The organism is Mesorhizobium sp. P2_C7, from assembly GCF_056404515.1.
In genome coordinates, this window is sequence record NZ_JBFUDW010000001.1 from 325,788 (window position 1) to 342,194 (window position 16,407).

The following is a 16,407-nucleotide window of genomic DNA, read 5'->3' on the forward strand; positions in this document are numbered from 1 at the left end:
GATCGCGACCTTCCGAAGAACTATCTCAGGCCCGTGCCTGCTCTGCCTCTGGCGCTGCCCTCGCCTTGCGCCGTTCCGCCCAATCCTCCAGCCAGTCGCGGCTTTGCATCTCGATTAGGCGTGATGCGGTGCGTTCGAACTCGAAGACCTCGACCCCGCGTTTGGCTTGATAAAGCTGCGGCGGCGGGGCCGCGGCGCTGACCACCAGCCGCGCATGATGATCGTAGAGCGTGTCGATCAACAGGATGAAGCGCTTGGCCTCGTTGCGCTTGCCTTCGCCGAGCACCGGGACGTGATCGATGAAGATGGTCGAGAAGCGGCCGGCGATTGCCAGGAAATCGCGGGCGCCAAGCGGCTTTTCGCAGAGATCGGCGAAGGAAAACCGCGCAGCGTCGCCGGCGGCAGCGGGCACCACCACCTGCCGTCCCTTGAGGGTCAGCGAGGTCTCGGCCGTCGGCACGCCGCGCGTCATGGTTTGCCAGGCCTCGTCGAGCATCTCGTCGGCCGTCGCATCGGCCGGCGTGACATAGACCGGCGTGCGGACGAGCTTTTCCAGCCGGTAGTCCTTGTCGGCGTCGAGCGACAGCACCCGCGCATGCCGCTCCAGGATACCGATGAAAGGCAGGAAAAGCTGGCGGTTCAGGCCGTCACCATAGAGATTCTCCGGCGCCACGTTCGAGGTGGCGACCAGCACCACGCCGCTGGCGAACAGCGCCGAAAACAGCCGCGACAGGATCATCGCATCGGCAATGTCGGTGACCGAGAACTCGTCGAAGCACAGCACCCAGGCCTGCTCGGCAAGCGCCTTGGCCACCGGCGGAATCGGGTCGTCCTCCTTGACCGTGCCATCCTTGCGCGCCTGCCGGTGCTTCTGGATGCGGTCCTGCACATCGGCCATGAAGTCGTTGAAATGGACGCGGCGCTTGCGCCGCACCGGCAGCAATTCGAAGAACATGTCCATCAGCATGGTCTTGCCGCGGCCGACGCCACCATGGATGTAGAGGCCTTTGACGGCCTCATGCGTCTCGCGCTTGCGCGCGAACAGCCAGCCCAGCGCGCTGGACTTGTGCGCCAGCCGCTTGGCCGAAATCTCGTCGGTCAGCCGGTCGAGCGCGGCGGCGATCCGTTCCTGCGCCGGATCGCGTTCGATCGCGCCGGTTTCCACCAGATGGTCGTAGCGCTGCCTGACGGTCGCATGGGTCTGGAGGCCGTCACGCAGATGCATCGGTCACGTCGTTGTCGAGCAATTCCAGGAAGGGTGTGTAGCGTTTTCCTTCCGGAATTGCGTAGGAACAAATAAGGGGCGGTCGCCTACCTTGTAAGCGAAATCGCCTGGCCGTTGGAAGTCTGGCCGTCGAATTTCGAGCCGCCCGACGAATAGAGCCGCGCCAGCGTGCCGCCATTTTCGTCATAGAGCGTCAGCTGCTTGCCGGCGACATTCCACGACTTGATGCCGTCGATCGGCGCCGGGCAGTGCAACGGCCCGGCGCGGAAGCCGGCGCCGAACTTGGTCTGCGGGGTCGCCACCTTGCAGCTCTGGCCCGAAACGCTGGCGTTCCAGACACCAGCGACGCTGGCCGCGGTCAGATCCGCTGCACCGGCGGGCGCCGAGCCGTCCGGCGGCAAGGACGCAACCTGCGTATTCCCAGGCGCGGTCGGGAATTTCGACGGGTCGGTGGCGCCCGGTGCTGCCGGCGGCGGCAGCTGATTGGCGGTCACCTGGCCGGCCGGTGCCGGCTGCAGCGGTGCCGGCTGCTGGTCGTCCATCGACGAGAACCGTGAGGTCGAACAGCCGCTCGCAACGAGCGCCGCCAGCGATACGGCCACCAGGCCGCTTTTCGAAAAAATCATTCCAACCTCCGTCGGATTCGGCTGGGGGGCGCCGTCCGTACAATCTCACCCCCACCAAGATGGAGAAGGTGGCGAAATTTCAACCCGATATGGTTAAAATACGGTTTGCGGCAAAATTTGTTGCAAATTTATCGCAATCCCGGCGACACCGGTCGCCTGTCGGTCCAGCCTTCGGGATCTGGCCACACCGTACCCAGCCCAAGCGCCCGGCAAGCCAAATGCTTGCGCCGGCCGGCATTGGTCCTATCTCTTGGAAACCGAAACCTGCTGGAGCTGCAAAATTGGCCGCGAGAAAGAGGGCTGCCAACCGCTACTACAGCGGCCCACCCAGCGATCATTTCGATGGCACCTTGTTCTTCAATCCCGACGGCCAGCCACCCGGCCGTTTTGCCGACCTGCTGAAATGGCAGTTGAGCGGCAAGCGCTCGAAATGGCCGGCTCCCACTCCGAACCCCTTTCTGCAGGTAAAACCGGCGACACGGATCGAAGGCGCAGCGCTGCAAGTGACCATGGTCGGTCATTCCACCATGCTGATCCAGACGGCCGCCCTGAACATCCTCACTGATCCGGTCTGGTCGCCGCGTGTATCGCCCCTCTCCTTTGCCGGACCGAAACGGATCAACCCGCCAGGCATCGCCTTCGCCGACCTGCCGGCGATCGACCTCGTCCTGGTCAGCCACAACCATTACGACCATCTCGATCTCGCCACGCTGAAGCAGCTGAAGGCCAGTCACGACCCTCTGGTGATCACCCCGCTCGGCAACGATGCGCTGATTGCCGATGCGGTTCCAGGCATGCGGCTGTCGGCGCATGACTGGGGCGACAGGGTCGAGATAGGCGACCGCGTCGCCGTCCATGTCGAACCGGTGCACCACTGGTCGGCGCGTGGCGCCCGCGACCGGCGCATGGCGCTGTGGGCCGGCTTCGTCATCGAGACGCCGGATGGCAACGTCTATTTCGCCGGCGACACCGGCTTCCACGATGGCATCAACTACCGGCTGATGGCTGCAAAGCATGGCGGTTTCCGTTTCGCCATCCTGCCGATCGGCGCCTATGAGCCGCGCTGGTTCATGGCGCCGCAGCATCAGAATCCGGAAGAGGCCGTGCACGGCATGCAATTGTGCAAAGCCGCCTATGCCGCCGGCTGCCACTGGGGCACCTTCCAGCTCACCGACGAACCGATCGACGAGCCGGCCCGGAAATTGACCGAGGCGCTCGACGATCAAGGCATCCCGCGGCAGCGCTTTCGCGCCTTGCGGCCCGGCGAGGTCTGGGACGTGCCAGCCATCTAGCCGAGCAGCCCGCCAAGGAACCCAGATTGCTAGAACGCGTTGCTACCCCAACGCAATTTGGCTGGGAGCCTCTCCATGATCAAATGGATCATCATTCTGCTGATCGTCGCCGCGGCGGCGAGCCTGCTCGGCATGCCGGCCCTGTCAGGAGCCGCCGCCACCGGCGCGCGCATCCTCATCGGCATTGTTCTGGTCATCTTCCTGCTGGTGGTGCTCGGCATCTTCGCGGTGACGTAGCCCTGCTGCGCACTGGTAATTCCTGCTCGTTTCCGCCATATAGCGCCAAACGGACACGGAATTCGCGGAGCAATGGCCAGCACTGCCCCTTTCGCCAAGATGAACGGCATCGGCAACGAGATCATCGTTGCCGACATGCGCAGCCGTGCCGATCGGGTGACGGCGGCCGCGGCAATCGCGCTGAACGCCGATTCCGCGACCAGGTTCGACCAGATCATGGCGATCCACGACGCCAGGACGCCAGGCACCGCCTTTTTCATCGACATCTTGAATTCCGACGGCTCCAAGGCGCAGGCCTGTGGCAACGGCATGCGCTGCGTCGTCCGGGCGCTGGCCGCCGAGACCGGTCAGAAGAATTTCACCTTCGAGACCGTGGCCGGCATCCTCAACGCGCGCGAACATGCCGATGGGTCGATCTCGGTCGACATGGGCACACCGCGTTTCGGCTGGCAGGATATTCCGCTGGCCGAGGAATTCCACGACACCCGCATGATCGAGCTGCAGATCGGCCCGATCGACGCGCCGGTTCTGCATTCGCCCTCGGTCGTCTCGATGGGCAACCCGCACGCCATCTTCTGGGTCGACCGCGACGTCTGGTCCTATGAGCTCGACCGCTTCGGGCCGTTGCTCGAGAACCATCCGATGTTTCCCGAACGCGCCAACATCACCATCGCCGAGGTCACCTCGCACGACACCATGGTCATCCGCACCTGGGAGCGCGGCGCCGGCCTGACCAAGGCCTGCGGCTCCGCCGCATGCGCATCGGTGGTCGCGGCGGCCCGCACCAACCGGACCGGCCGCAGCGTCAGCCTGATGACCCCAGGCGGCGGCTCGCTGCATGTCGAATGGCTTGAAAATGACCACGTCATCCTCACCGGTGCCGCCGAATGGGAGTTTTCCGGCAGCTTCGATCCGTCGACCGGCATTTGGGCCCGCGACACCGAAAGCGCGGCCTGATGGCCTCCCAGGGTATCGATGTCGTCACCTTCGGCTGCCGGCTGAACACCTATGAGTCCGAAGTGATGCGCCGCGAGGCGGAAAGCGCTGGCCTTGGCGCACTGGAAGGCGGCGCCGTGATCTTCAACACCTGCGCCGTAACCGGCGAGGCGGTGCGTCAGGCCAAGCAGGCCATCCGCAAGGCGCGCCGCGACAATCCCGCAGCGCGCATCATCGTCACCGGCTGCGCCGCCCAGACCGAGCCGCAGAATTTCGCCGCCATGGACGAGGTCGACCTCGTGCTAGGCAATGAGGAGAAGCTGAAGGCGAACTCCTATCGCGCACTGCCGGATTTCGGCGTCAACGACACCGAGAAGGCACGCGTCAACGACATCTTTTCAGTGCGTGAGACCGCCGGCCATATGGTCGACGCCATCGAGGGCAGGGCGCGCGCCTTCGTCCAGGTTCAGAATGGCTGCGACCACCGCTGCACCTTCTGTATCATCCCTTATGGCCGCGGCAATTCCCGTTCGGTGCCGATGGGCGCCGTGGTCGAGCAAGTCAAGCGCCTCGCCGGCAATGGCTATGCCGAGATCGTGCTGACCGGCGTCGACATGACCAGTTTTGGCGCCGACCTTCCGGGCGCCCCGAAGCTCGGCAAGCTTGTGAAGACCATCCTCAAGCAGGTGCCCGATGTGAAGCGCCTAAGGCTGTCGTCGATCGATTCGATCGAGGCCGACGACGATTTGCTCGACGCCATCGCCACCGAACCGCGGCTGATGCCGCATCTGCATCTGTCGCTGCAGTCCGGCGACGACATGATCCTGAAGCGCATGAAGCGCCGGCATCTGCGCGATCAGTCGATCCGCTTCTGCGAGGATGTGCGCAAGCTGCGCCCCGGCATCGTCTTCGGCGCCGACATCATCGCCGGTTTCCCGACCGAAACGGATGACATGTTCGAAAATTCGGAAAAGATCGTCGAGGAATGCGGACTGACGCATCTTCATGTCTTCCCGTTCAGCCCCCGCGAAGGCACGCCCGCCGCGCGCATGCCGCAGGTGCGGCGCGAACTGGTAAAGCAGCGCGCCGCCCGGCTGCGCGCCGCCGGTGAAGCTGCGTATCGGCGCCATCTGTCGTCGCTTTCCGGAACCCGCCAGTCGATCCTGATCGAGCGCAACGGTCTTGGCCGCACCGAAGGCTTTACGCTTGCCGCGCTCGGCGCGGGTGTGCCGGGCGAGATCATCGAGGCTGACATCACCGGCCACGATGGTACCAGGCTGATCGCCGTGCCCCTTGCCGCCCGCGCCGCCTGAGAAACGCAAAGCATGGCTGGTTTTTTCAAGAAGATATTTTCGTTCGGCAAGAAAGACGTGGTCGAGGAGCGCGTCGACGAGACCGCGCCGCTGCCGCCGATCAAATGGGAAGCACTCGATGCGCTCAAGCCGGCCTCCGAACAGATTATTCCGGAGTTTCTGAAGCGCGATGAGCCGCTGCCCGAGGTCGAAACAGCGCCGACGCCGACGGTCGAGCCGAACGTAATTCCCGCGCCGGAACCGGCGCCTGTCGAGGAACCGGCGCCCGAGCCGGCGCCGATCATTCCGCCCGAGCCGGAAATCCCGGCCGCGCCTGTGGTGCCCGAGCCGATTCCCGAACCGGAGCCGCCGGAAATTCCGGCGCCGGAGCGGCCGGAAATCGTCCCGCCGCAACCGCAGATACAGCCGGAGCCTGTGCCTGTCGAAGTGCCGGCGCCACCGGTCGAGGCTCCGGCCGAAACGCCGGCACCCGAAATCCCTCCGGCCGAGATTTCGCCGCCCATTCGCCAGCCGGCTCCGATCGAGCAGCAACCGGTGCGCGCCGAGATCGCGCCGGAGATCCAAGCCGCGCCAGCGCCCCACCCTCCCCTCGATGGGGAGGGTGTAGGGGTGAAAGCGGCGGGGCGGGATGGCAGCGCCGGCGCTGGTCACCCCCACCCCCGAGCTGCGCTCGGGACCTCCCCCATCGAGGGGGAGGTAAAACCAGCTCCCGGCAAGGTGACCGTTACCAAGAAGGTCGAGCAGAAAGCCGAGCCGCAGAAGGCACCGGAACCGGCACCGAGGCGTTCATGGTTCCAGCGTATGAGGGACGGGCTTGCGCGTTCGTCGCGCGAACTCACCGGCAACATCGCTGGCGTCTTCACCAAGCGCAAGCTGGACGAAGAGACCTTGCAGGACCTGGAGGACGTGCTGATCCGCGCCGACCTCGGCATGGAGACCGCCCTGCGCGTCACCGACGCGCTGGCTTCCAGCCGCTACGGCAAGGATGTCTCGGACACCGAGGTTCGCGCCATCATGGCGGCCGAGGTGGAAAAGGTGTTGACCCACGTCGCCATGCCGCTCGAGCTCGATCTCTCGCACAAGCCGCATGTCATCCTGGTGGTCGGCGTCAACGGCACCGGCAAGACCACCACCATCGGCAAGCTGGCGGCCAAACTGACCGATGGTGGCCTGTCGGTGATGCTCGCTGCCGGCGACACATTCCGCGCCGCCGCGATCGAGCAATTGAAGATCTGGGGCGAGCGGACGAAATCGCCGGTCATCGCTTCCAAGCTCGGCGCCGATGCCGCGGGGCTGGCCTATGACGCCTTCGAGAAGGCCAAGGAAGCCGGTTCCGACGTGCTGATCATCGACACGGCCGGCCGCCTGCAGAACAAGACCGAACTGATGGCCGAGCTCGAAAAGATCGTCCGCGTGCTGGGCAAGCTAGACCCTGAAGCACCGCACACCGTGTTGCAGACGGTCGACGCCACCACCGGGCAGAATGCGCTCAACCAGGTCGAGATCTTCCGCAATGTCGCCGGCGTCAACGGCCTGGTGATGACCAAGCTGGACGGCACGGCGCGTGGCGGTATTCTGGTGGCGATCGCGGCAAAGCACAAATTGCCGGTCTATTTCATCGGCGTCGGCGAACAGGTCGACGACCTCGAACCTTTTTCGGCAAGCGAATTCGCCAGGGCGATCGCTGGAGTTGCCTGACAAGCATGTCCCAAAGAGTTGCAGGCTTTTTGGATCTGTGCGTAAGAAAGAAAACCTATGAACCCACCCATTCTCGAACGCGATCCGTCCGATCCGCAAAAGCAGAAGAAGGAAGGCGTCAATCCGCTGCTCAAGCTGGTGCTGGAGCTGGGGCCGTTGATGGTGTTCTTCTTCGCCAATGCGCGCGGCGAGTGGCTGGTGGGGAAATTCCCTGTCCTGGCCGAATTCGGCGGCCCGATCTTCGTTGCCACCGGCCTGTTCATGGCCGCCACGGCAATCGCGCTGATCGCCTCATGGCTGCTGATGCGCACCTTGCCGATCATGCCGATGGTGTCCGGCGTCGTCGTCTTCATCTTCGGCGCGCTGACGCTCTATCTGCAGGACGACATCTTCATCAAGATGAAGCCGACCATAGTCAACACGCTGTTCGGCGGCGTGCTGCTCGGCGGCCTCTACTTCGGCAAGTCGCTGCTCGGCTATGTCTTCGATTCGGCCTTCAGCCTCGACGCCGAGGGCTGGAGGAAATTGACCTTCCGCTGGGGTCTGTTCTTCCTGTTCCTGGCCCTTGCCAATGAAGTGGTGTGGCGGAATTTCTCCACCGACGCCTGGGTTACCTTCAAGGTCTGGGGCATCATGCCAATCACGCTCCTGTTCACCTTCAGCCAGATGCCGCTGATCCTGCGCCATTCGCTTGAGGACAAGGCCGGGAAGGAAGAGAAGGCGGGCAAATAGCGCAATTCCAGGAAAAGCGCATAGCGCTTTCCCTCAGGCAATTGCGTCAAACAAAGCTCTGGGGAGAGGGCCATGGAATTCGTCACCACGCGCGATGAACTGAGGACGATCTACAAGACGCCGCGACCGACCGATGGCTCGATCCGCAAGGAATTGAAGGCGCTTGACGGCCATTGCCGCTCCTTCATCGGCAAGAGCCCCTTCGTGCTGATCGGTTCGTCCGATGGCGTCGGCAATGCCGATGTGACGCCGAAGGGCGACAGACCGGGCTTCGCCGCCGTTCTCGACGACAGGACCATCGCCATCCCCGACCGGCCCGGCAACAACCGGCTGGACACGCTGGAAAACATCCTGCTCAACCCGTCGGTCGGGCTGCTGTTCCTCATTCCCGGCATGAACGAGACGCTGCGCGTCAACGGCGACGCGCGCATCACCGTCGACGCGACCTTGCGCGAACGGCTCGCCGTTGACGGTAAGCAACCGCAAAGCGTCGTCGTGGTCTCCGTCAAGGCCGCCTACATGCATTGCGCCAAGGCCTTCATGCGCTCGGATCTGTGGAAGCCGGAAACCTGGTACGATCGCGCGACACTGCCGACGCTCGGACAGATTCTACACGACCAGCTGGCGGTGGCCGATTCGGCCGAGGCGACCGACCGCTGGCTGGACGACGCCTATAAGCAGACCATGTGGTAGGCTTTCGGGACGACGATTCGTCCTGACTGGTCCCAACCCTTGCTGAACTTCCTTGCCATTTCCGGCAGCCTGCGGGCGGCCTCCACCAATTCCGCGCTGGTCGCGGCCCTGGCGCGGAATGCTCCGCCCGGCTGTCGGGTCACGGTCTATTACCGGCTTGGTCGTCTGCCGATCTTCAATCCCGACGATGAGGGCGAGCGGACGCCGCTCGCGGCATCCGAACTGATCGACGCGGTCACTCAAGCCGACGGCGTCATCGTCTCCTGTCCGGAATATGCCCATGGTGTGCCGGGCGGGCTGAAGAACGCCCTCGACTGGCTGGTGTCGCGCGACGCCGCTGTCGAGAAGCCTGCGATGCTGGTGCACGCCTCGCCGCGTTCGCTGTTTGCCCGCGCCGCGCTGACCGAGATCATGCGCACGATGTCGTTTGCGCTTTGCGAAGATGTGCTGAAGATCGCCCTGCTCGGCAAGAAGCCACCGGAGGTGGAGACCATCCTGGCTAAGCCGGAAAACCGGCTGGCGATGCACAATGCGCTGTCCGTTTTCGCGGACTTCATCGCCAGCCGCTGAGGCTACTTCTTGCTTCTCAGTGTCTCCACATCGGTCTTGCCGACGTACCAATCGCGGGCGTTGACCTCCTCGAAGACCACCCAGACATCGTCATTACTGAGGCCGGTGGCGTCCATGATGGCGGCCGTGACTTTCTTGGCTATGTCCGCCTTCTTGCCCGCCGGATCGGCGGCGATCACTTCCTTGACGATGCGGATGTTGACGAATGGCATGATTTCCTCCCCTTCGATTTTGTTGACGGCAGCTCAGTACGTTTTGGCGCCGTTGACCATCAGCCGCACCATGTAGAGTGAGGTGGTGCCGGCTATATAGAGGCAATTCCGCTTGTTGCCGCCGAACACGCAATTGGCCGTCACTTCCGGCACCTTGACCTTGCCGATCAGCGTCCCATCCGGATCGTAGCAGTGGATGCCGTCGGCGGCACTGGTCCAGATGCGGCCGTCCTCATCGAGCCTGAAGCCGTCGAACAGGCCGGCCGTGCAGTCGGCGAAGACCTTTTCGCCCGACACCTTCTTGCCGCCCTTGCCGACATTGAACACCCGTATATGGGCAGGATCCTGCGCGCCATGCGTGCGGCCGGTGTCGGCGACATAGAGCTTGCTCTCGTCGAGCGAGAAGGCAAGCCCGTTGGGCCTGACCATGTCGGTGATGACGGCCTCGACCTCGCCGGTGCCGGGGTCGACCCGGTAGACGTAGCAGGCGCCGATCTCGCTTTCGGCCTTGTCGCCCTCATAGTCGGTGTCGATGCCGTAGCTCGGATCGGTGAACCAGATCGAGCCATCCGACTTGACCACCGCATCATTGGGCGAGTTCAGCCGCTTGCCGCGCCATTTGGTGGCAATGGTGGTGACCGAGCCGTCGAACTCGGTGCGGCTGACGCGGCGGCCCGAATGCTCGCAGGTCACCAGCCGGCCCTGCCGGTCGACGGTGTTGCCGTTGGAATTGCCGGAGGGCTGACGGAAGACGCTGACATTGCCGTCCGTCTCGTCGTAGCGCAGCATGCGGTTGTTGGGGATATCCGACCAGACGACGTAGCGGCCGGCGGCGAACCAGGCTGGCCCTTCCGCCCATTGGCATCCAGTGAACAGCTTTTCCACTTGCGCGTTGGAACTGAACAGCCGCGCGAAACGCGGATCAAGAATTTCGTAATAATCTGCGGCGGCCATGCTTTTTCTCCCGGCATTTAGGTCGGGCGCATGATCCCGAAAAATCGATTCCGATTTCGGAAAGGATCATGCGCAAAATGAAAGTGCTACAGCGTTCTTTGCACATCCGAAAGGACGCGGCGCTGCAGGCGCGATCAAGCCAGCCGGAAATCGATCTGGCAAGATCGATGATGAGGCTTCACCGTATCTTGACGTCTCAAGGCAGGCAGGAAGCGATGCCACCTCATCAGAACTGTCGGTAAGGGCCAGTTAACCGGCTATGCGTTGCGTGCAATGGTGCATTGCAACATCTTCTTTTTGCAATGCATCACTACTATGTCATGCTTCGTATCGATCAAGGGAGGAACAACCGGCCGCCAGAAACGCGGCACAGAAGGAACCTTGCTATGATCTTCAACGATCTCATGACCCGCGCTCGCACCAGCATTGCCAAGCGCAAGCACTACAACCGCCTCGTCGCCGAAATCGACAGCTTTTCCAGCCGCGATCTGGCCGACATGCGCGCCGACCGTTCGGAAATGCTTTACCAGGTCCACAAGCAGATCTACGGCTGATCTCAGGTCTATTGCTCGGCGCCGGTCGGGCGCGTTGAGACTCAGATCAGGCCGAGCCGAGATTGGTGGGTTCCGAGAACCGGAGCGGAGCGTACTTTTGGGCACGTGAGCACCCGAAGCTCAGGAAGCCGCCGTTTGCAGGCCGGCAACACCTGAATATCAATGCGCCGCCAGTGCCCTGTCGATCTGCGGCAACAACACCATCCGCGCCGCCTCGGCCGTCAGCGGCCCGACATACTTGTAGGCGATCCTTCCGTCCTTGCCGATGACGAAGGTTTCCGGCACGCCGTAGACGCCCCAGTCGATCGCCGTGCGCCCGGCTTCGTCGACCCCTATCGCCTGGAACGGATTGCCGAGATCGCCGAGGAACCGGCGGGCGTTTTCCGGTTGGTCCTTATAGTTCAGCGCCGCCATCACGAAACGCTTGTCCTGCGCCAGCGCCAGCAGCACCGGGTGCTCTTCGCGGCACGGCGCGCACCACGACGCAAACACGTTGACCAGCGTCACCTTGCCAGCGAAGGATTTCGTATCGAGCCCGGGCAGATTGATGCCCTCCAGCGCCGGCAGGTTCGTCTGCGGCGCCGGCAGGCCGATCAGGGCCGACGGCACTTCCGAAACATCGCGCCCCGACAACAGCTGCGACAGGAACAGTCCGGCCAGGCCGAGGAAGATCAACAGCGGCAAAAGCACGAATAGGCGGCGACTGGGTGGTGGCGTTTCCGTTTCCATGCTCATGGCTTGGCGCCCTTGTCGGAACGCCGCCGCACGCCTGACGCTTCGAGTTCAGCGAGTTCGCGCTTGCGCGCCCGCTGGTCGAGCAGGATCCAGCCGACCAGCCCGGCCAGCACCACGGCGGTGATCGTATAGGCGGCGGTCACGTAGAGGGCGTGCGCGCTCATACGTCAGGCCCCGCCAAGGTGCCGCTTTCCAAACCGGTCATGTCGCCCAATTCGAACATGCCTTCCCTTATCCCCGCACCATCGGCTTCGCAATCGGGCGCCGCGCCGCAGCCTTTGATGTCACCTCAATCCGTTCCATGACGAAGCGCCAGCGCCGCTGAGACCGGGCCCAGCACCGCAAGAAACAAGGTCAGCGCGGCAAGAATGAGGAAGGGCTGCAGGAACGGATCGGGATTGGCCGTCGCGCCGTAGCTCGCCGAAACGCCGAAGATCAGCACCGGGATGGTCAGCGGCAGCACCAGCACCGAGATCAGCAGCCCGCCACGCGGCAACGCCACCGCCACCGCCGCGCCGGCGGCGCCGATAAAGGTGATCGCCGGCGTGCCGACGAGCAGCGTCAGCGCCGTGGCACCGATGCTGATCGGCTCCATGTTCATGAACAGGCCGAGCAAGGGAGCGGCGACGACCAACGGCAGCACGCTGCCCGCCCAATGCGCCAGGCATTTGGTCAGCACCGTCAAGGCCAGCATGTGGCGGTCGTTGCCGAGCACCAGCAGATCGAGCGAGCCGTCCTCGCGATCGGCCTGGAACAGCCGGTCAAGGCCAAGCAGGCAAGAGAGCAGCGCGCCAATCCAGAGGATCGCCGGTCCGATGCGGGCAAGCAGCTTGAGGTCCGGCCCGACGCCGAAAGGGATGGTGGCGATGACGGCGAGGAAGAAGATGACCCCAGTCAAAGCCCCGCCGCCGGCACGGATGTTGAGACGGATGTCGCGCAGGAAGAGGGCTAGCATGCTTTGAGGTGCCTTTGCCCAGGAAGGAACGCCGACATCACTGCCCCATCCTCAATTCCTTCGCCTCATCCAATCCCAGCGGCAAATGCGTCGCCGCAACGATGATCCCACCCTCCCCACAATGCTTCCCCATCAACTGCGCAAATCGCCGCTCCGAAGCCTTGTCCAGCCCCGCCGTCGGCTCATCAAGCAGCCACAGCGGACGGTGGCTGACCAGAAGCTTGGCGATCGCCGCGCGCCGCCGTTGCCCGGTCGAGAGATAGCCGAAGGGCAGGTGGCCGATGCCGCCCAGCCCGACCGTTTCCAGCGCCTCTTCGACGCCGGCATGTCCATCGCCGTTGAAGTCGCGCCAGAAGCGCAGATTTTCCGCCACGCTGAGCGCAGGCTTCATGGCGTTCTGGTGACCAAGGTAATGACAGGCCGCAGCGATCGACGGAAATGCCTCGCCCCCGTCTTCGATCTCCACAACGTCTTCAAACTTCACAACGCCTTCGATCCGCACGCTGCCTTCGGCCACCGGCAGCAGCCCGGCGATGACCCGCAACAGGGTCGATTTGCCGGCACCATTCGGACCGGTGACGACCAGCGCCTGCCCGTCCTCCAGGGCAAAGCCGATGCCGGAAAACACCGTGTCGCCGCCGCGTTCGCCGCCCAGATTTTCGGCGATCAGCCGCATCCCTCGCCTGCCCTGAAAACCATGTGTCGCGGCAGCTGCCGCATCGCACAAATTTGCTTTGCAACTGTCTAGAACTATTCCAGAAAATTCTCTATATGCGGTGCATCCGTGCCAGCGGTCGGCGCGGGAACAGAATTAGCGCCGAACCAGCGCACGCGCCGCCTTGAACGGCTCGGGTTGCTTGGGAACGGACAGCGGAAATGGCCGTACCCGCACCTTTGCGCGTGATTGCATGCCATCGGCGTCCGTTCCCTTTCAGGCTGAACAGACAAGGATCGCACGTGTCAAAATCCCTCGACAGTTTCAATTGCCGCCGCACACTGACCGCAAGCGGTACGGAGTATGTCTATTTCGATCTCATCGAGGCCGAGAAGAACGGCCTCACCGGCATTGCCCAGCTGCCCTATTCGATGAAGGTGCTGCTGGAGAACCTGCTGCGCAACGAGGACGGCCGCTCCGTCACCAAGGAATCGATCCAGGCGGTCGCCGGCTGGCTGACCGACAAGGGCACCGCCGGCGTCGAGATCGCCTATCGCCCGGCTCGTGTGCTGATGCAGGATTTCACCGGCGTTCCGGCGGTGGTCGACCTTGCCGCCATGCGTGACGCCATGGCCTCGCTCGGCGGCGATCCGCAGAAGATCAACCCGCTGGTTCCCGTCGACCTCGTCATCGACCATTCCGTCATCGTCGATGAATTCGGCACGCCGCTGGCCTTCGCCCGCAATGTCGAGCTCGAATACGAGCGCAACGAAGAGCGCTACAAGTTCCTGAAATGGGGCCAGCAGGCGTTCCGCAATTTCCGTGTCGTGCCGCCCGGCACCGGCATCTGCCACCAGGTCAACCTCGAATATCTCGGCCAGGTGGTGTGGACCAACACCGAGGACGGCGAAACCACCGCCTATCCCGACACCTGCGTCGGCACCGATTCGCACACCACGATGATCAACGGCCTTGGCGTGCTCGGCTGGGGCGTCGGCGGCATCGAGGCCGAGGCGGCCATGCTCGGCCAGCCTGTCTCCATGCTGTTGCCTGAGGTTATCGGCTTCCGCCTCACCGGCAAGCTGAAGGAAGGCGTCACCGCCACCGACCTCGTGCTCACCGTCACCCAGATGCTGCGCAAGAAGGGCGTCGTCGGCAAGTTCGTCGAGTTCTTCGGCCCGGGCCTGTCCAACATGACGCTGGCCGACCGCGCCACCATCGGCAACATGGCGCCCGAATACGGCGCCACCTGCGGCTTCTTTCCGGTCGACAKCGAAACGATCCGCTACCTCACAATGTCCGGCCGCAGCGAGGATCGCATCGCATTGGTCGAGGCCTATTCGAAGGCGCAAGGCCTGTGGCGCGACACCGGCTCGGCCGACCCCGTGTTCACCGACCTGCTCGAGTTGGAACTTGGTTCCGTCGTGCCGTCGATGGCCGGCCCCAAGCGGCCCGAAGGCCGCGTCGCGCTGGAAGGCATTCCGGAAGGCTTCACCAAGGCGATGGAGACCGAATACAAGAAGGCCGCCGAGATCCACAAGCGCTACGCCGTCGACGGCACCGACCACGATCTCGGCCATGGCGATGTCGTCATCGCCGCCATCACCTCCTGTACCAACACCTCGAACCCGAGCGTGCTGATCGGCGCCGGCTTGCTGGCCCGCAACGCCAACCGCCTCGGTTTGAAGCAGAAGCCGTGGGTCAAGACCTCGCTGGCGCCGGGCAGCCAGGTGGTCGCAGAATATCTGGAAAAGTCCGGACTGCAGAAGGAGCTCGACCAGATCGGCTTCAACCTGGTCGGCTTCGGCTGCACCACCTGCATCGGCAATTCCGGCCCGCTGCCGGCGCCGATCTCGAAAACCATCAATGAAAAAGGCTTGATCGCCGCCGCGGTCCTGTCCGGCAACCGCAACTTCGAAGGCCGCGTCTCGCCCGACGTGCAGGCGAACTATCTCGCCTCGCCGCCGCTGGTCGTCGCGCACGCGTTGGCTGGAACCGTCACCAAGGACCTCACCACCGAGCCGCTCGGCGACGACAAGAACGGCAATCCGGTCTACCTCAAGGATATCTGGCCGAGCTCTGCCGAGATCCAGGAGTTCATCGAGAAGAACGTCACCCGCGAGCTGTTCGCCCGCAAATATGCCGACGTCTTCAAGGGCGACGAATACTGGCAGAACGTCGAGGCGCCGGAAGGCCAGACCTACACCTGGGACGACAACTCGACCTATGTGCAGAACCCGCCCTATTTCGCCGGCATGACCGCTGGTTTCGGCAAGATCGGCGACATCAAGGGCGCGCGGGTGCTCGGCCTGTTCGGCGACAAGATCACCACCGACCACATCTCACCGGCCGGTTCGATCAAGGCGGCCTCGCCGGCGGGCAAATATCTCACCGACCATGGCGTCGGCGTCGCGGACTTCAACCAGTACGGCACGCGTCGCGGCAACCATGAGGTGATGATGCGCGGCACCTTCGCCAACATCCGCATCCGCAACCACATGCTGGGCGAGAATGGCAGGGAAGGCGGCTACACCATCCACTACCCGTCGAAGGAAGAGGAATCGATCTACGACGCGGCCATGGGATACAAGAAGGAAGGCGTGCCGCTGGTGATCTTCGCCGGTGTCGAATACGGCAACGGCTCGTCGCGCGACTGGGCGGCCAAGGGCACCAATCTGCTCGGCGTGCGCGCCGTCATCGCCCAGTCCTTCGAGCGCATCCATCGCTCGAACCTGGTCGGTATGGGTGTCATCCCCTTTGTCTTCGAGGACGGCACATCCTGGGCGTCGCTCAACCTGAAGGGTGACGAACTGGTCGAGATCGACGGGCTGAGCACCATCAAGCCGCGCCAGACGATGACGGCCAAGGTCACCTATGGCGACGGCACGGTGAAGAACGTGCCGATCATCTGCCGCATCGATACGCTGGACGAGCTCGACTACTTCAAGAACGGCGGCATCCTGCAATACGTGCTGCGCGATCTGGCGGCTTAGGGGAGTGAGGGAGTAGGGCGGTAAGGG

At 63.7% G+C, this 16,407-nt stretch carries 18 protein-coding genes; 10 read left to right on the plus strand and 8 right to left on the minus strand.

Annotation, left to right across the window (positions count from 1 at the left end):
* Positions 1 to 25: 25 nt before the first annotated feature.
* Positions 26 to 1,225 carry a cell division protein ZapE gene (gene zapE, locus AC1D2G_RS01610; protein ID WP_477411646.1) on the minus strand — a complete coding sequence of 400 codons (1,200 nt, stop codon included), beginning with the start codon at positions 1,223 to 1,225 and terminating at the stop codon, positions 26 to 28.
* Between the two features lie 86 nt (positions 1,226 to 1,311).
* Positions 1,312 to 1,851, minus strand: a complete 540-nt coding sequence (locus AC1D2G_RS01615) for a protease inhibitor Inh/omp19 family protein (RefSeq protein ID WP_095084008.1) — start codon at positions 1,849 to 1,851, stop codon at positions 1,312 to 1,314.
* Positions 1,852 to 2,132: 281 nt separating this feature from the next.
* Here AC1D2G_RS01615 and AC1D2G_RS01620 point away from each other — a divergent pair, with 281 nt between their 5' ends.
* The 8 genes from AC1D2G_RS01620 to AC1D2G_RS01655 all read left to right on the plus strand — a co-directional run bounded on the left by AC1D2G_RS01620 (position 2,133) and on the right by AC1D2G_RS01655 (position 9,322).
* A complete protein-coding gene (locus tag AC1D2G_RS01620; RefSeq protein WP_477411647.1) occupies positions 2,133 to 3,143 on the plus strand; it encodes an MBL fold metallo-hydrolase in 1,011 nt (336 codons plus the stop codon).
* A 75-nt stretch (positions 3,144 to 3,218) separates the two neighbouring features.
* The gene (locus AC1D2G_RS01625; protein ID WP_477411648.1) at positions 3,219 to 3,380 is read left to right on the plus strand and encodes a DUF1328 domain-containing protein; all 162 of its coding nucleotides are present in this window, start codon (positions 3,219 to 3,221) and stop codon (positions 3,378 to 3,380) included.
* A 72-nt stretch (positions 3,381 to 3,452) separates the two neighbouring features.
* Entirely contained in the window at positions 3,453 to 4,337 is an 885-nt protein-coding gene (dapF, locus tag AC1D2G_RS01630; protein ID WP_477411649.1) for a diaminopimelate epimerase, read from the plus strand.
* A complete protein-coding gene (gene mtaB, locus AC1D2G_RS01635) occupies positions 4,337 to 5,629 on the plus strand; it encodes a tRNA (N(6)-L-threonylcarbamoyladenosine(37)-C(2))-methylthiotransferase MtaB (RefSeq protein WP_477411650.1) in 1,293 nt (430 codons plus the stop codon). The genes dapF and mtaB overlap by 1 nt, the downstream gene beginning before the upstream one ends.
* A gap of 12 nt (positions 5,630 to 5,641) precedes the next feature.
* Positions 5,642 to 7,327 (plus strand): signal recognition particle-docking protein FtsY, encoded by a 1,686-nt coding sequence (gene ftsY, locus AC1D2G_RS01640; RefSeq protein WP_477411651.1) that lies wholly within the window; start codon positions 5,642 to 5,644, stop codon positions 7,325 to 7,327.
* Positions 7,328 to 7,384: 57 nt separating this feature from the next.
* Complete coding sequence (locus tag AC1D2G_RS01645) at positions 7,385 to 8,059, plus strand: septation protein A (protein WP_184872615.1); 675 nt, start codon at positions 7,385 to 7,387, stop codon at positions 8,057 to 8,059.
* A 72-nt stretch (positions 8,060 to 8,131) separates the two neighbouring features.
* A complete protein-coding gene (locus tag AC1D2G_RS01650) occupies positions 8,132 to 8,752 on the plus strand; it encodes a pyridoxamine 5'-phosphate oxidase family protein (RefSeq protein WP_477305359.1) in 621 nt (206 codons plus the stop codon).
* A 39-nt stretch (positions 8,753 to 8,791) separates the two neighbouring features.
* On the plus strand, positions 8,792 to 9,322 hold the full coding sequence (locus tag AC1D2G_RS01655; RefSeq protein WP_477305361.1) for an NADPH-dependent FMN reductase: 531 nt from the start codon (positions 8,792 to 8,794) through the stop codon (positions 9,320 to 9,322).
* A gap of 2 nt (positions 9,323 to 9,324) precedes the next feature.
* On the opposite strand, the gene AC1D2G_RS01660 is transcribed toward AC1D2G_RS01655, so the two are convergent.
* Together AC1D2G_RS01660 and AC1D2G_RS01665 are read right to left on the minus strand one after the other, a co-directional pair.
* Positions 9,325 to 9,534: a tautomerase family protein gene (locus AC1D2G_RS01660; RefSeq protein WP_095083999.1), complete on the minus strand. Its 210-nt coding sequence runs from the start codon at positions 9,532 to 9,534 to the stop codon at positions 9,325 to 9,327.
* A gap of 33 nt (positions 9,535 to 9,567) precedes the next feature.
* On the minus strand, positions 9,568 to 10,488 hold the full coding sequence (locus AC1D2G_RS01665) for an SMP-30/gluconolactonase/LRE family protein (protein WP_457152945.1): 921 nt from the start codon (positions 10,486 to 10,488) through the stop codon (positions 9,568 to 9,570).
* A 386-nt stretch (positions 10,489 to 10,874) separates the two neighbouring features.
* On the opposite strand from AC1D2G_RS01665, the gene AC1D2G_RS01670 reads away from it, so the two are divergent.
* Complete coding sequence (locus AC1D2G_RS01670; RefSeq protein ID WP_095083997.1) at positions 10,875 to 11,042, plus strand: hypothetical protein; 168 nt, start codon at positions 10,875 to 10,877, stop codon at positions 11,040 to 11,042.
* 159 nt (positions 11,043 to 11,201) lie between these two features.
* Here AC1D2G_RS01670 and AC1D2G_RS01675 read toward each other — a convergent pair whose 3' ends face one another.
* The 4 genes from AC1D2G_RS01675 to ccmA form a co-directional block, all read right to left on the minus strand.
* Positions 11,202 to 11,777 (minus strand): DsbE family thiol:disulfide interchange protein, encoded by a 576-nt coding sequence (locus AC1D2G_RS01675; protein ID WP_095083996.1) that lies wholly within the window; start codon positions 11,775 to 11,777, stop codon positions 11,202 to 11,204.
* Entirely contained in the window at positions 11,774 to 11,941 is a 168-nt protein-coding gene (gene ccmD, locus AC1D2G_RS01680) for a heme exporter protein CcmD (protein ID WP_095083995.1), read from the minus strand. The genes AC1D2G_RS01675 and ccmD overlap by 4 nt, the downstream gene beginning before the upstream one ends.
* 125 nt (positions 11,942 to 12,066) lie before the next feature.
* On the minus strand, positions 12,067 to 12,732 hold the full coding sequence (ccmB, locus tag AC1D2G_RS01685; protein ID WP_095083994.1) for a heme exporter protein CcmB: 666 nt from the start codon (positions 12,730 to 12,732) through the stop codon (positions 12,067 to 12,069).
* Between the two features lie 37 nt (positions 12,733 to 12,769).
* On the minus strand, positions 12,770 to 13,408 hold the full coding sequence (gene ccmA, locus AC1D2G_RS01690) for a heme ABC exporter ATP-binding protein CcmA (RefSeq protein ID WP_477411652.1): 639 nt from the start codon (positions 13,406 to 13,408) through the stop codon (positions 12,770 to 12,772).
* Positions 13,409 to 13,689: 281 nt separating this feature from the next.
* Between ccmA and acnA the strand changes: the two genes are divergently transcribed.
* A complete protein-coding gene (gene acnA / locus AC1D2G_RS01695) occupies positions 13,690 to 16,380 on the plus strand; it encodes an aconitate hydratase AcnA (protein WP_477411653.1) in 2,691 nt (896 codons plus the stop codon).
* The last annotated feature ends 27 nt before the right edge of the window (positions 16,381 to 16,407 follow it).

Excerpts from the sequence above, each read along its gene's own strand:
- ccmD (WP_095083995.1), bottom strand. The coding sequence starts at position 11,941 with ATGAGCGCGCACGCCCTCTACGTGACCGCCGCCTATACGATCACCGCC.
- ccmA (WP_477411652.1), bottom strand. The coding sequence starts at position 13,408 with ATGCGGCTGATCGCCGAAAATCTGGGCGGCGAACGCGGCGGCGACACG.
- AC1D2G_RS01625 (WP_477411648.1), top strand. The coding sequence starts at position 3,219 with ATGATCAAATGGATCATCATTCTGCTGATCGTCGCCGCGGCGGCGAGC.
- mtaB (WP_477411650.1), top strand. The coding sequence starts at position 4,337 with ATGGCCTCCCAGGGTATCGATGTCGTCACCTTCGGCTGCCGGCTGAAC.
- AC1D2G_RS01660 (WP_095083999.1), bottom strand. The coding sequence starts at position 9,534 with ATGCCATTCGTCAACATCCGCATCGTCAAGGAAGTGATCGCCGCCGAT.
- zapE (WP_477411646.1), bottom strand. The coding sequence starts at position 1,225 with ATGCATCTGCGTGACGGCCTCCAGACCCATGCGACCGTCAGGCAGCGC.
- AC1D2G_RS01670 (WP_095083997.1), top strand. The coding sequence starts at position 10,875 with ATGATCTTCAACGATCTCATGACCCGCGCTCGCACCAGCATTGCCAAG.
- AC1D2G_RS01615 (WP_095084008.1), bottom strand. The coding sequence starts at position 1,851 with ATGATTTTTTCGAAAAGCGGCCTGGTGGCCGTATCGCTGGCGGCGCTC.
- AC1D2G_RS01650 (WP_477305359.1), top strand. The coding sequence starts at position 8,132 with ATGGAATTCGTCACCACGCGCGATGAACTGAGGACGATCTACAAGACG.
- ftsY (WP_477411651.1), top strand. The coding sequence starts at position 5,642 with ATGGCTGGTTTTTTCAAGAAGATATTTTCGTTCGGCAAGAAAGACGTG.
- AC1D2G_RS01665 (WP_457152945.1), bottom strand. The coding sequence starts at position 10,488 with ATGGCCGCCGCAGATTATTACGAAATTCTTGATCCGCGTTTCGCGCGG.
- AC1D2G_RS01675 (WP_095083996.1), bottom strand. The coding sequence starts at position 11,777 with ATGAGCATGGAAACGGAAACGCCACCACCCAGTCGCCGCCTATTCGTG.
- dapF (WP_477411649.1), top strand. The coding sequence starts at position 3,453 with ATGGCCAGCACTGCCCCTTTCGCCAAGATGAACGGCATCGGCAACGAG.
- ccmB (WP_095083994.1), bottom strand. The coding sequence starts at position 12,732 with ATGCTAGCCCTCTTCCTGCGCGACATCCGTCTCAACATCCGTGCCGGC.
- AC1D2G_RS01645 (WP_184872615.1), top strand. The coding sequence starts at position 7,385 with ATGAACCCACCCATTCTCGAACGCGATCCGTCCGATCCGCAAAAGCAG.